Genomic DNA, 12,664 nt, shown 5'->3' on the forward strand with positions numbered 1-12,664 from the left:
GAGCGAAGCACGCTCGTATGAGTGAAAGTCGTTAATATCAAAGGGCCGGGACATCACGGTCGCCGGCCCTGTATCGCCTTTACTGGAGCTGCTGTTCGACCCAGCCGGGAACGCTCTCCAGCGCCGCCGGCAGGGCCGCGACGTCGCTGCCGCCGGCCTGGGCCATGTCCGGGCGCCCCCCGCCCTTGCCGCCGACCTGGGCCGCCACGTGGTTGACCAGCTCGCCCGCCTTGACCTTGTCGGTGAGATCGCCGGTGACGCCGGCGATCAGGCTCACCTTGCCGGCAGACTCATCGCCCACGCCGAGCACCACGATGCCCGAGCCGAGCTTGTTCTTGAGCTGATCGAGGACGCCGCGCAGCTCCTTGCCGGAAACGCCCTCGAGACGGGTGGCCAGCACCTTGACGCCGTTCACCTCGCGCGCTTCGGCGAGCATGTCACTGCCGGCGGCGCTGGCCAACTTGGCCTTGAGACGCTCGAGCTCTTTCTCCAGGCTGCGGTTGCGCTCGACGAGCGATTCAACGCGCTCCTCGACCTGCTCGGGCTTGGCCTTGAGGCGCTCGCCGATACGCATCAGGCGCGCCTCTTGCTCGCGGAAGTAGGCCAGCGCCCCGTCGCCGGTGATCGCCTCGATACGGCGCACCCCGGCGGCGATGCCGGTTTCGCTGACGATGTGGAAGCAGCCGATGTCGCCGCTGCGCGCCACGTGGGTACCGCCGCACAGCTCGATGGAGAAGTCGTCGGCTCCGATGGTCAGCACGCGTACGCTGTCGGCGTACTTGGCCTCGAAGAGTGCCGCGGCACCCTTGGCCTTGGCCTCGTCGAGGGTCATCTGCTCGATGCGGGTCGGTGCGTTGGCCAGGACCTGCTCGTTGACCAGGCGCTCCACCTCGGCGAGCTGCTCCGGCGTCATCGCCTCGAAGTGGCTGAAGTCGAAGCGCAGACGCTCGGGCGTGACCAGCGAGCCCTTCTGCTGGACGTGGTCGCCCAGCACCAGGCGCAGCGCCTTGTGCATCAAGTGGGTGGCCGAGTGGTTGCGCACCGTCGCCGTGCGCAGGCCGGCGTCGACCTCGGGGCGCACTTCGCCGCCGACCGCAAGCTCGCCCTCGAGCAGCACGCCATGGTGCAGGTGGTGGCCGCCCTGCTTCTGGGTGTCCTCCACCAGAAAGCGGCTGCCATCGCTCAGATGCAGGTAGCCGGTGTCGCCCACCTGGCCCCCGGACTCCGCATAGAAGGGGGTGCGGTCGAGCGCGACCACGGCCTTCCGCTCCGGCGCCAGCACTGCCAGGGCATTGCCCTCGCGGTCGAGGATGGCCGTGACGGTGGCACGGTCCTCGAGCCTGTCGTAGCCGGTGAACGCGGTTTCACCCTCGAGATCGAGCGTGGCGCTGTAGTCGGCACCGAACTGGCTGGCGGCCCGGGCGCGTTCGCGCTGGGCCTCGAGCTCACGCTCGAAGCCGGCCGCGTCGAGGGTCACATCGCGCTCGCGGCAGACGTCGGCGGTGAGGTCATAGGGAAAGCCGTAGGTGTCGTAGAGCTTGAACACCGTCTCGCCGGGCAGCACATCGCCGTCGAGGCCGGCCAGCGCCTCCTCGAGCAGCCCCATGCCATGCTCCAGGGTACGGGCGAACTGTTCTTCCTCCTTGAGCAGCACGCGCTCGATCTGGTGGCGCGCCTCGCGCAATTCAGGGAAGGCGTCGCCCATCTCCACGTCCAGAGCGCCAACCAGCTTGTGGAAGAAGCTGCCCTTGGCGCCCAGCTTGTGGCCATGGCGAATGGCACGCCGAATGATTCGGCGCAGCACGTAGCCACGCCCCTCGTTCGACGGCAGTACACCATCGGCGACCAAAAAGGCGCAGGAGCGGATGTGGTCGGCGATCACTCGCAGCGAGGGAGAGGTGGTATCGGCATGCCCGGTATGACGCGCCGCCGAGTCGAGCAGGTTCTGGAACAGATCGATCTCGTAATTGGAATGCACGCCCTGCATTACCGCGGCGATGCGCTCCAGCCCCATGCCGGTATCGATGGAGGGTTTGGGCAGCGGGTTCAAGGTGCCCTCGGCGTCACGGTCGAACTGCATGAACACCAGATTCCAGATCTCGATGTAGCGGTCGCCGTCCTCTTCTGGACTGCCGGGCGGGCCGCCCCATACCTCGGGGCCGTGATCGAAGAAGATTTCCGAGCTCGGCCCGCAGGGGCCGGTATCGCCCATCTGCCAGAAGTTGTCCTCGTCGAGCTTGGAGAAGCGTGCCGGGTCGACGCCGATCTCGTTCTTCCAGATCGCCTCGGCCTCGTCGTCGCTGACGTGCACCGTGACCCACAGCTTGTCCTTGGGCAGCCCCAGCGTCTCGGTGAGAAACTCCCAGGCGAAGCGGATGGCGTCGCGCTTGAAGTAGTCGCCGAAGCTGAAGTTGCCGAGCATTTCGAAAAAGGTATGGTGGCGCGCGGTGTAGCCGACGTTGTCCAGATCGTTGTGCTTGCCGCCGGCGCGCACGCAGCGCTGCGACGACACCGCCCGCACGTAGGGGCGCGGATCGCGCCCCAGGAAGACGTCCTTGAACGGCACCATGCCGGCGTTGGTGAACAGCAGCGTCGGGTCGTTGCCCGGCACCAGCGAACTCGACGGCACGACGGTGTGGCCGCGCTCCTCGTAGAATTTCAGAAAGGCCTGTCTGATCTCTGCGCTTTTCATGGGGTATCCGTGGCGATGGGCGGGGTGGGGCTTACAACAACGCCACCCGGGGCGTTCGCAAAGGGAGCCATTATAGCGCAGCCGTCAAGTGACTGAAGAGTGCGTGCCCAACGCAGGCGTCAGGTGTCGTCCCAGGCGTGCGCCAAAGCATGGCGCACCTGCTCGGCGTCGAAACCGCGGCCGGCCAGGAAGCGCTCGCGCCGAGCGCGCTCGCGGGGAGTGTCGCCCGGCCCGGCAAAGCGTTTGGCCAGCGCCGTACAGGCCAGGGCGAAGCCGTCGAGTTCGCCGCTCTCCTCGAGCGCCTCCAGCGTCGCGCGCAGGCAGTCCCGATCGATGCCGCGCCGTTCCAGCTCAACACGAATCTTCAGCGGGCCCTGACCACGCAGCACACGCGAACGCGCGAAACTCTCGGCGAAGCGCGCATCGGACTGCAGACCCTCCTCGGCCAGGGCGTCGAGGCACGCTGTCACCGCCTGGGCGACATGCCCCTTGGCCGTCAGTCGCGACACCAGCTCGGCCCGGGCATACTCGCGCCGCGCCAGCAGTCGGATGGCATCCTCGCGGGGCGAGGTGTCGGTTTCATCGCGTGACATGCCTACAGGAGGTCATCCTCGCGGTCGGTGGTATCGGCCACGGCCTCTTCTTCGGCCGCTTCTTCTTGCTTCGACCCTGGCACGTTGAGCAGCTGGGCGCGGATCTGGCTCTCGATCTCCTCCATCACCGCCGGATTGTCCTCGAGGAACTGCGCCGCATTGGCCTTGCCCTGGCCGATCTTGTTGCCCTGGTAGCTGTACCAGGCGCCGGCCTTGTCGACCAGCTTGCACTGCACGCCCAGATCGACCACCTCGCCGGCATGGTAGATGCCCTTGCCGTAGAGGATCTGGAACTCGGCCTGGCGAAATGGCGGCGAGACCTTGTTCTTGACCACTTTGACGCGGGTTTCGTTGCCGGTGACCTCGTCGCCCTGCTTGACCGAGCCGGTGCGGCGGATGTCGAGGCGCACGCTGGAGTAGAACTTCAGCGCATTGCCGCCGGTGGTGGTTTCGGGGCTGCCGAACATCACGCCGATCTTCATGCGGATCTGGTTGATGAACACCACCATGCAGTTGGCGTTCTTGATGTTGCCGGTGATCTTGCGCAGCGCCTGGGACATCAGGCGCGCCTGCAGACCGACGTGGGAGTCGCCCATTTCGCCCTCGATCTCGGCACGCGGCGTCAGTGCCGCCACCGAGTCGATGATGATCACGTCGACGCCGCCGGAACGCACCAGCATGTCGCAAATCTCCAGCGCCTGCTCGCCGGTATCCGGCTGCGAGACCAGCAGGTCGTCGAGATTGACGCCGAGCTTCTCGGCGTAGCTCGGGTCGAGGGCGTGCTCGGCGTCGATGAAAGCGCAGGTCTTGCCCTGCTTTTGAGCCTGGGCGATCACCGACAAGGTCAACGTGGTCTTGCCCGAGGACTCCGGTCCGAAGATCTCGACGACGCGACCCAGCGGCAGACCGCCGATCCCCAGGGCGATGTCCAGGCCCAGCGAACCGGTGGAAACCGCCGGCATCGCCACCCGCGGGGTGTCGCCCAGACGCATCACGGTGCCTTTGCCGAATTGACGCTCGATCTGGGAAAGGGCGGCATTGAGTGCCTTGGAGCGATTGTCGTCCTGTGCCATGTGGCTCTCCTCGCAGAAGCTGGGGTCGGTGGGTCCGGCGGGGACGCCACCCATGCACTGTATAGTTGGCCAGTAGTATGGCGCAAATTTCCTCGTCCGCCTACTCCTCGTGCGTGCGGATGCGCACCAGCAGGCCGATCAATGCATCGCGCACCGCCCGTTCGCGCACGGCGCGGCGATCGCCGGGGTAATGATGACACTCGGCCTGCTGCCGCTCGCCGTCGCCCCAGGCCAGCCACACGCTGCCCACGGGCTTGTCGGCACTGCCCCCACCGGGGCCGGCCACTCCACTGACCGCCACCCCCATGGCGGCACCGCTGTCGCGGCAGGCGCCGGCCACCATGGCCTCGACCACCTCGCGGCTGACCGCGCCGTGCTCGGCGAGCAAGCCCTCCGGCACGCCGAGCAGGCGTGTCTTGGCGGCATTGGCATAGGTCACATAGCCGGTCGTGAAGTAGTCGGAGCTGCCGGCCACCGACGTGATCGCGCTGGCCACCCCACCGCCGGTGCAGGACTCGGCGGTGGTGATCGTCACGCCGAGGTCGCGACAGGCCCGACCCAGTCGTTCGGCCAGGGTGGTCAGGTCGAGGTTGGCGAGGCTGGCAGCGGAATGAGGCATGGTGAAAACTCCTGAATACCCGGGCTATCGCAGCCGGTCGGGACGCTCTGGGCCGGCCCCGGCGGCCATCCTTCATCAACCGGGACCGCCCTTGCAGAATGTTGGATGCCCTGACGTGACGAAGGCATCTGCGTAGAATACTGTCTTTGTCGCCTGGATGCAGGCCACACTTCCGGGGCGACTGCCCCATGACTTGCCCCGTTCGACCGCTTAGCGAGCCCCAGGAGCCCAGAGACCGCTATGTCCCAGGCCAGCGCCCAGCATACGCCAATGATGGCCCAGTACCTGAAGATCAAGCGCGAGCACCCGGACGTGCTGCTCTTCTATCGCATGGGCGATTTTTACGAACTCTTCTACGACGACGCCAAGCGCGCCGCCACCCTGCTCGACATCACCCTGACCCAGCGGGGCCAGTCGGCCGGGGCGCCGATTCCCATGGCCGGGGTGCCCTACCACAGCGCCGAAGGGTACCTGGCCCGGCTAGTGGCCGCCGGCGAGTCGGTGGCGATCTGCGAACAGATCGGCGACCCGGCCGCCGCCAAGGGGCCGGTGGAACGCCGCGTGGTGCGCATCGTCACTCCCGGGACGCTCTACGACGAGGCGCTGCTCGATGCGCGTCGCGACAACCTGCTGGTGGCCATTCACGCCGCCCCCGAGCGCTGGGGCATCGCCTGGCTGGAGCTCTCCAGCGGTCGTTTCAGCGTGCTGGAGGTGGCGGACGACGCCGAGCTCACTGCCGAACTGGCGCGCCTCGATCCCGCCGAACTGCTGGCCGCAGAGAGCCTCGCCTTGCCGCCAGCCCTCGAAGGCCGACGTGGACTGAGCCGCCAGAGCGACTGGCTGTTCAACGTGGAGAGCGCCACCCGGCTGCTGTGCGATCAGTTCGGCGTTGCCGACCTGCGCGGCTTCGGCTGCGCCCATCTCGAGGCGGCCATCACCGCTGCGGGCGTGCTGGTGGAGTACGCCCGCGACACCCAGCGTTCACGCCTGCCCCACGTCACCGCCATCGGCGTGGAAAACCGTGACGATGCCGTGGTGATCGACGCCGCCAGCCGCCGCAACCTGGAAATCGACGTCAACCTGGGCGGCGGCACCGACAACACCCTGGCCAGCGTGCTCGACGCCACTGCCACCGCCATGGGCTCGCGCCTGCTCAAGCGCTGGCTCAACCGCCCGCTGCGCGACCGCAGGCTGGTGCTTGGCCGGCAGGCCGCCGTCGCGGTGCTGCTCGACGAGGCCCGCCACGCTTCGCTGCGCGATACCCTGAAGGCGATCGGCGACGTCGAACGCATCCTCGCCCGGGTGGCTCTCTACAGCGCACGGCCGCGCGACCTGGCACGGCTGCGCGATGCCCTGGCCAGCCTGCCCGCCCTCGAGGCCGAGCTCGCCCCCTATGGCGAAGACACCGCGCTGGAGACGCTCAAGCCGCACATCCGGCCCTATCCGGAACTCGCCGATACTCTGTCCCGCGCCCTGGTCGACAACCCCCCGGTGGTGATCCGCGACGGCGGCGTGATCGCCGAGGGCTTCGATGCCGAGCTCGACGAGCACCGCGGGCTGGCCGAGCACGCCGGCGACTACCTGGTCGAACTGGAGACCCGCGAGCGCGAGCGCACCGGCCTGCCCGGCCTCAAGGTGGGCTACAACCGCGTACACGGCTACTACATCGAGATTCCTCGTGCTCAGGCCCGGGACGCCCCCGCCGACTACATCCGTCGCCAGACCCTGAAGAACGCCGAACGCTTCATCATTCCCGAGCTCAAGGCATTCGAGGACAAGGCGCTTTCCGCCAAGTCGCGCGCCCTGGCCCGCGAAAAGCTGCTCTACGACGGCCTGCTCGACGCCCTCAACGCCGAACTCGGCGCGCTCCAGGCCACCGGGCAAGCCCTCGCGGCACTGGACGTGCTGGCCGCCTTTGCCGAACGCGCCCAGTCCCTCGGCTTCACCCGCCCCCAGCTGGCGAAGTCGCCGGGCATCGTCATCTGCGGCGGGCGCCACCCCGTAGTCGAGCACGTCAGCGAAACGCCCTTCGTCCCCAACGACCTGCACCTGGACGACACGCGTCGCATGCTGGTCATCACCGGACCCAACATGGGCGGCAAATCCACCTACATGCGTCAGGCGGCACTGATCGTACTGCTCGCCCATACCGGCAGCTTCGTGCCGGCCGATGCCGCCGAAATCGGCCCGGTGGATCGCATCTTCACGCGCATCGGCTCCTCGGACGACCTGGCCGGAGGACGCTCCACCTTCATGGTGGAGATGACCGAGACGGCCAGCATCCTGCACAATGCCACCGAGCACAGTCTGGTGCTGATGGACGAGATCGGCCGCGGCACCAGCACGTTCGACGGCCTGTCGCTGGCCTGGGCCAGCGCGGAACACCTCACCAGGGCACGTGCTTTCACGCTGTTCGCCACCCATTACTTCGAGATGACGGCACTGGCCGAACAGGCCGCCAGCGTGGCCAACGTACACCTCACGGCAGCGGAGCACCGCGACGGCATCGTCTTCATGCATCGCGTCGAGGAGGGGCCGGCAAGCCAGAGCTACGGGCTTCAGGTCGCCCAGCTGGCCGGCGTACCGCAGACGGTGATCGCTCGTGCACGCGATAAATTGTCGCAGCTCGAACAACAGGAGATCGATCAGGGTCAGCGCGGCCAGGGCATCGATCAGGATGAGCCGACACCGGTGCAGAACGACCTCTTCGCGTCTGCGCCGCATCCACTGGTCGATGCCCTGGCCGAACTCGACCCCGATGGACTGACGCCGCGCCAGGCGCTCGAACTGCTCTATGAATGGCGGACGAGGCTATCGTGAAGATGCCACAGAGCGGGCGGCTTGCCCTGCTCTGGGCGCGTGACTAGAATGATGCGCTCACAAGAACATTATTATAAGGGTCGGGGTTTTTTATAACTGCCGGATCGCATCAACCACCTTTTCATCATCGTAACCGGGCGCCAATGGCCCCGCCCGAGGAGGGAGACTGGCATGACATTCGTCGTCACCGAAAACTGCATCAAGTGCAAGTACACCGACTGTGTCGAGGTCTGCCCGGTGGATTGCTTCTACGAAGGCCCCAACTTCCTGGTGATTCATCCGGACGAATGCATCGACTGCGCCCTTTGCGAACCCGAATGCCCCGCCGAAGCGATTTTTTCGGAAGACGAACTGCCGGATGGGCAGGAACAGTTCATCGAGATCAACGCCGAGCTCTCCGAAGTGTGGCCCAACATCAACGAGAAGAAAGACCCGCCGGACGACGCCGAAGAGTGGGACGGCAAGCCGGGCAAGCTGCAGTATCTGGAGCGCTGAGCGCAAGCCACGCCCTGACTACCGCCCGCCCGGACACGACAGCGCCGAGCGTCATGAACGCTCGGCGCTGTCGTGTCCATCCCGAACCGGCCACCACATTCGGCAGCGGTAAACGAAAAAAGGCGGCCCTGAGGCCGCCCGCTCCTAGCCTATCCCAGGGACGGCTCCCTCCGTCCCGACTCCAGTGGTGATTTCCTTGTCCGGAGGCGACCTCCTGTCACACCGGACACACCACGCAAGCATCCCATTGCATCCTGCGGGAGAACGCCAGCGCTCTCCTCTTGTCCCGCATCCATTGTGGCAGTTTCGCACTGCAGCTCAACTGGCTGGCAGCCATCAGGAACACTTGCGCCATTGCGCACATAACTCATCAAACCATTGATTAAACTGGGTAAAAAAAAGACCGACGCATGAAGCGTCGGCCGGATTCTGACATTTTCAGCCTGTTTCGCCGCATCTATGTAGGCGATTTCTTACAGAATGCATCGCCAGAATCTTCGCCTACCAAAGCGTCTCATTGCCCTTTGATGGCGGCACGTCCAGGGTAAGTCACCGACTCACCCAGCTGCGCTTCGATGACCAGCAGACGGTTGTACTTCGCCACGCGATCGCTGCGGCACAGCGAACCGGTCTTGATCTGGCCGGCGCTGGTGCCTACCGCCAGGTCGGCGATGGTAGTGTCTTCGGTCTCGCCGCTGCGGTGCGAGATCACCGCGGTGAAACCGGCATCCTGGGCCATGCGGATGGCCTCCAGGGTCTCGGAGAGCGAACCGATCTGATTGAATTTGATCAGGATGGAGTTGCCGATCCGTTCGTCGATACCGCGCTCGAGGATCTTGGTGTTGGTCACGAACAGATCGTCACCCACCAATTGGACCTTGTCGCCGAGCCTGTCGGTGAGCGCCTTCCAGCCGGCCCAGTCGGACTCGTCCATGCCGTCTTCGATGGAGACGATGGGATACTGGTCACACAGCTCGGCCAGGTAGTCGACGAAGCCGGCAGCGTCATAGCTATTGCCTTCGCCCGAGAGGTTGTACTGGCCATCGGCATAGAACTCGGAGGAAGCGCAGTCGAGCGCCAGGGTCACGTCGCGATCGAGCGTGTAACCGGCATCCTCTACGGCCTGCTGGATCACCGCCAGCGCCTCGGCGTTGGACGCGAGGTTCGGCGCGAAGCCGCCCTCGTCGCCCACGGCGGTGGCCAGACCGCGGGCGGAGAGCACTTTCTTCAGGGCGTGGAATATCTCGGCACCCATGCGCAGCCCTTCACCGAAACTCGGCGCCCCCACCGGCTGGATCATGAACTCCTGAATGTCGACGTTGTTGTCGGCGTGCTCACCGCCGTTGAGGATGTTCATCATCGGCACCGGCATGCAGTACTGGCCCGGCCGGCCGTAGAGCTCGGCGATGTGCGCATAGAGCGGCACGCCCTTGGCGTTGGCGGCCGCCTTGGCGGCGGCCAGCGACACGGCCAGGATGGCATTGGCGCCCAGGCTGGCCTTGTTGTCGGTGCCGTCGAGTTCGATCATGGCAGCATCGAGGCCGCGCTGATCGCGAGCATCCATGCCCACGACGCGCTCGCGAATCGCTCCGTTGACCGCTGCCACGGCCTTGAGCACGCCCTTGCCCAGGTAGCGTGTCTTGTCGCCGTCGCGCAGCTCCAGGGCCTCTCGCGAGCCGGTGGAGGCGCCGCTCGGCGCGCAGGCCACACCCACGGCACCGCTGGCCAGATGCACTTCGGCCTGGACGGTGGGGTTGCCGCGGGAGTCGAGTACCTCGAGGGCATGTATATCGACGATCTGGGTCATGGCAGTTTCCTCTTCGTGTCAGCGTAAGGGGGTCATTGAACCTCGAGCGGCGCCAAGCCCTTGACCAGGTCGTCCAGGGCCTTGAGCTGGGCCAGGAAGGGCTCGAGCCGGTCGAGGGGCAGCGCGCAAGGGCCATCGCACTTGGCGTTGTCAGGGTCGGGGTGAGCCTCGAGGAAGATCCCGGCCAGGCCGACGGCCACTCCCGCACGCGCCAGTTCGGCCACCTGGGCGCGCCGGCCGTCGGCACTGTCGGCACGGCCGCCGGGGCGCTGCAGGGCATGCGTGACATCGAAGAAAACCGGGTACCCGGTCTGCTTCATTTCGCCAAACCCCAGCATGTCGACGATCAGGTTGTTGTAGCCGAAGCTCGAGCCGCGCTCGCAGAGCAGCAGGCGGTCGTTACCGGCCTCCTCGCACTTGCGAATGATATGGCGCATCTCGTGGGGCGCCAGGAACTGCGGCTTCTTGATGTTGATCACCGCCCCGGTCCCGGCCATGGCCACCACGAGGTCGGTCTGGCGTGCCAGAAAGGCGGGCAGTTGAATGATATCGGCCACCTCGGCGGCCGGCTCGGCCTGCCAGGGCTCGTGAACGTCGGTGATGATGGGCACCCCGAAGCGCGACTTCACCTCGGCCAACATGGCCAGCCCCTTCTCCAGACCGGGACCGCGAAAGGAGTGAATGGAGCTGCGGTTGGCCTTGTCGAAGCTCGCCTTGAAGACGTAGGGCATGCCGAGCTTGCCGGTCGCTTCGACGTAAGCCGCGGCCACTTCGAGGGCCAGCTCACGGGATTCCAGCACGTTCATGCCGCCGAGCAGCATCAGCGGCAGATCGTTGCCGGCTTCGAGGCCGGCAAAGGCGATGCATCGTTCGCTGGCAGGGGTAAGCGCATCGGACACGGGGGTCACTCCTGCGGGGCGGCCTGGGCGCGAGACCTTGCCGCCTTGTGCTCCAGCGCCGCATTGACGAAGCCGGTGAACAGTGGGTGGCCGTCGCGCGGCGTGGAGGTGAACTCGGGATGGAACTGGCAGGCCACGTACCAGGGATGATCCGGCAACTCGACCATTTCCACCAGGGAGTTGTCGACGCTCTTGCCGGACACCACCAGGCCGGCCTGCTCGAGCTCTTCGATGAACTGATTGTTGACCTCGAAGCGGTGGCGGTGGCGCTCGACGATCTCGTCGGTCGCGTACGCCTCGCGCGCCCTGGAACCGGTCTTGAGCTGGCAGACCTGGCCCCCCAGACGCATGGTGCCACCCAGGTCGGAGGCCTCGTCACGCAGTTCGACCTTGCCTTCGGGGGAGAGCCATTCGGTGATCAGGCCCACGACGGGGTGCTGGGTGTCGTGGGTGAACTCGGTGGAGTTGGCGTCGTCCCAACCGGCCACGTTGCGGGCAAACTCGATCACTGCCACCTGCATGCCGAGGCAGATGCCGAGATACGGGATGTCATTCTCGCGGGCGAAACGGGCGGTGGCCACCTTGCCCTCCACGCCACGCTCGCCGAAACCGCCGGGCACCAGAATGGCGTCCTTGCCGGCCAGACGCTCGGTACCGTGACGCTCGATGTCCTCGGAGTCGATGTAGTCGACGTTGACCTTGATGCGGGTCTGGATGCCGGCGTGAATCAACGCCTCGTTGAGCGACTTGTAGGCATCGAGCAGCTCCATGTACTTGCCGACCATGGCGATGTTGATCGACTTGAGCGGGTTGAGTTTGGCGTCGAGCACGTGCACCCACTCGGAGAGGTCGGCTTCCGGTGCCTCGAGGCGCAGCTTGTCGCAGACGATTTCGTCCAGGCCGTGTTCGCAGAGCATCAACGGGATGCGGTAGATGGTGTCGGCATCCTGCAGCGGGATGACGGCCCGCTCTTCGACGTTGGTGAACAAAGCGATCTTGCGCCGTTCGCTCTCCTCGAGCTCCACTTCGCTGCGACAGATCAGGATATCTGGCTGGATGCCGATGGAGCGCAGCTCCTTGACGCTGTGCTGGGTGGGCTTGGTCTTGGTCTCGCCGGCGGTCTTGATGTAGGGCACCAGCGTCAGGTGCATGAAGATCGCCCGGCTCGACCCCAGTTCGCTTCTGATCTGGCGGATCGACTCGAGGAACGGCAGCGACTCGATGTCGCCCACGGTGCCGCCGATCTCGACCAGCGCCACGTCGAAGCCCTCGCCGCCGACGTAGACGCGCCGTTTGATCTCGTCGGTGATGTGCGGAATCACCTGCACGGTGCCACCCAGGTAGTCGCCGCGGCGCTCCTTGCGCAGCACGTGCTCGTAGACGCGGCCGGTGGTGAAGTTGTTGGCCTGGGTCATCTTGGTGCGGATGAAACGCTCGTAGTGGCCCAGGTCCAGATCGGTCTCGGCGCCATCCTCGGTGACGAACACCTCACCATGCTGGAAGGGGCTCATGGTGCCCGGATCCACGTTGATGTATGGGTCGAGCTTGAGCATGGTGACCTTGAGGCCACGCGCCTCGAGAATCGCCGCCAGCGAAGCCGATGCGATGCCCTTGCCGAGTGAGGACACAACGCCGCCGGTCACGAAGATATATCGTGTCATGGAGA

Annotated in this window: 9 protein-coding genes; 2 read left to right on the top strand and 7 right to left on the bottom strand. The window is 65.9% G+C overall.

The window, feature by feature from the left end:
• Nucleotides 1-79 precede the first annotated feature (79 nt).
• The 4 genes from alaS to GFD32_RS17225 all read right to left on the bottom strand — a co-directional run bounded on the left by alaS (nt 80) and on the right by GFD32_RS17225 (nt 4,977).
• On the bottom strand, nt 80-2,692 hold the full coding sequence (gene alaS, locus GFD32_RS17210; protein ID WP_163577812.1) for an alanine--tRNA ligase: 2,613 nt from the start codon (nt 2,690-2,692) through the stop codon (nt 80-82).
• Nucleotides 2,693-2,811: 119 nt separating this feature from the next.
• Nucleotides 2,812-3,285, bottom strand: a complete 474-nt coding sequence (locus tag GFD32_RS17215) for a regulatory protein RecX (protein WP_163577813.1) — start codon at nt 3,283-3,285, stop codon at nt 2,812-2,814.
• Nucleotides 3,286-3,287: 2 nt separating this feature from the next.
• Complete coding sequence (gene recA / locus GFD32_RS17220) at nt 3,288-4,358, bottom strand: recombinase RecA (RefSeq protein ID WP_163577814.1); 1,071 nt, start codon at nt 4,356-4,358, stop codon at nt 3,288-3,290.
• A gap of 100 nt (nt 4,359-4,458) precedes the next feature.
• Complete coding sequence (locus GFD32_RS17225) at nt 4,459-4,977, bottom strand: CinA family protein (protein ID WP_163577815.1); 519 nt, start codon at nt 4,975-4,977, stop codon at nt 4,459-4,461.
• 240 nt (nt 4,978-5,217) lie between these two features.
• On the opposite strand from GFD32_RS17225, the gene mutS reads away from it, so the two are divergent.
• Together mutS and fdxA are read left to right on the top strand one after the other, a co-directional pair.
• The gene (gene mutS / locus GFD32_RS17230) at nt 5,218-7,797 is read left to right on the top strand and encodes a DNA mismatch repair protein MutS (RefSeq protein ID WP_163577816.1); all 2,580 of its coding nucleotides are present in this window, start codon (nt 5,218-5,220) and stop codon (nt 7,795-7,797) included.
• A gap of 171 nt (nt 7,798-7,968) precedes the next feature.
• On the top strand, nt 7,969-8,292 hold the full coding sequence (fdxA, locus tag GFD32_RS17235) for a ferredoxin FdxA (RefSeq protein WP_163577817.1): 324 nt from the start codon (nt 7,969-7,971) through the stop codon (nt 8,290-8,292).
• Between the two features lie 514 nt (nt 8,293-8,806).
• On the opposite strand, the gene eno is transcribed toward fdxA, so the two are convergent.
• The 3 genes from eno to GFD32_RS17250 are packed head-to-tail and all read right to left on the bottom strand — an operon-like array spanning nt 8,807 to nt 12,659.
• Nucleotides 8,807-10,099, bottom strand: coding sequence for a phosphopyruvate hydratase (eno, locus tag GFD32_RS17240; protein ID WP_163577818.1), 1,293 nt, complete (start codon nt 10,097-10,099; stop codon nt 8,807-8,809).
• Nucleotides 10,100-10,131: 32 nt separating this feature from the next.
• Entirely contained in the window at nt 10,132-10,998 is an 867-nt protein-coding gene (kdsA, locus tag GFD32_RS17245; protein WP_163577819.1) for a 3-deoxy-8-phosphooctulonate synthase, read from the bottom strand.
• Between the two features lie 5 nt (nt 10,999-11,003).
• A complete protein-coding gene (locus GFD32_RS17250) occupies nt 11,004-12,659 on the bottom strand; it encodes a CTP synthase (RefSeq protein WP_163577820.1) in 1,656 nt (551 codons plus the stop codon).
• Nucleotides 12,660-12,664: the final 5 nt, after the last annotated feature.

It is taken from the genome of Halomonas faecis (genome assembly GCF_010993975.1).
GTDB classification, from domain to species: Bacteria; Pseudomonadota; Gammaproteobacteria; order Pseudomonadales; family Halomonadaceae; genus Halomonas; species Halomonas faecis.